Below are 1,220 nucleotides of genomic sequence, written 5' to 3' on the forward strand. Positions count from 1 at the left end.
CCCTCGGGTTATACCCCGCCCCATGGCCCCATCCTTCCGTGAGCTTCTGGCCGGTGTGAAACAGGAGATTCGCGAAGTCACCGTGGACGAGGTGAAGCGGCTCCTGGACGACCGGGCCTCGGTGAAGCTCATCGACGTGCGGGAGGCGGACGAGTACGCGGGGGGGCGGCTGCCTGGCGCCGTGCACATCCCCCGGGGTTACCTGGAGCTGCGAATCGAGGAGCGGGCCGGGCGGGACGAGGAGCTCGTCGTCTACTGCGCCGGAGGGACGCGCTCGGCGCTGGCGGTGAAGAGCCTGAAGGAGCTGGGCTACACGCGCGTGGCCTCGCTGGCGGGGGGCTACAACCGCTGGAGCGACGCGGCGCTGCCGGTGGAGAAGCCCTTCGTGCTCAGCGCCGAACAGAAGGAGCGCTACCGCCGGCATCTCATCCTCCCGGAGGTCGGCGAGGAGGGGCAGGCGAAGCTCTTGAAGTCGCGCGTGCTGCTGATGGGCGCCGGCGGGCTGGGCTCACCGGCGGCGCTGTACCTGGCGGCGGCGGGCGTGGGGACGCTGGGCATCGTCGACTCGGACGTGGTGGACCTGAGCAACCTCCAGCGCCAGGTGCTGCACACCCAGGAGCGCCGGGGCCAGCCCAAGGTCGTGAGCGCGAAGGCCGCGATTGAGGCCCTCAACCCGGACGTCCGCGTCATCCCCTTCCAGGAGCGACTCACCTCGCACAACGTCCTGCGCGTGCTGGAGGGGTTCGACCTCGTCCTCGACGGCGGGGACAACTTCCCCACCCGCTACCTGCTCAACGACGCGTGCCTCATGAAGGGCCTGCCCAACATCCACGGCTCCGTGTTCCGCTTCGAGGGCCAGGTGACGACTTTCGTGCCCGGCCAGGGCCCGTGCTACCGCTGCCTCTACCCCGCCCCGCCGCCCCCAGAGCTGGCGCCGTCGTGCGCGGAGGCCGGCGTGCTGGGCGTGCTGCCCGGCATCATCGGCCTCTTGCAAGCCAACGAGGCCCTCAAGCTGCTGCTCGGCCAGGGCGAGACGCTCGTGGGCCGGCTGCTCACCTTCGACGCGCTGACCACCCGCTTCCAGGAGCTGAAGCTGCGCCGGGACGTCGGGTGTCCGGTGTGCGCGCCGGGCGCGAAGGTGGAGCTCATCGACTACGAGCGCTTCTGCGCCGTGACTGCCTGACGGAAAAAAGCCCCATGCCCATCCCCGAAATCACGCC

1 protein-coding gene is annotated in these 1,220 nt (G+C 70.3%); it reads left to right on the forward strand.

What is annotated here, in order from left to right; translation table 11 throughout:
- Positions 1-22 precede the first annotated feature (22 nt).
- Positions 23-1,183 (forward strand): molybdopterin-synthase adenylyltransferase MoeB, encoded by a 1,161-nt coding sequence (moeB, locus tag HUW62_RS47315; protein WP_163868334.1) that lies wholly within the window; start codon positions 23-25, stop codon positions 1,181-1,183.
- Positions 1,184-1,220 lie beyond the last annotated feature (37 nt).

This window comes from Myxococcus sp. AM011 (assembly GCF_013372595.1).
In the GTDB taxonomy this organism is placed as follows: domain Bacteria; phylum Myxococcota; class Myxococcia; order Myxococcales; family Myxococcaceae; genus Myxococcus; species Myxococcus eversor.

Bases quoted from the DNA above. Each gene is read 5' to 3' on its own strand.
- moeB (WP_163868334.1), top strand. From the start codon at position 23: ATGGCCCCATCCTTCCGTGAGCTTCTGGCCGGTGTGAAACAGGAGATT.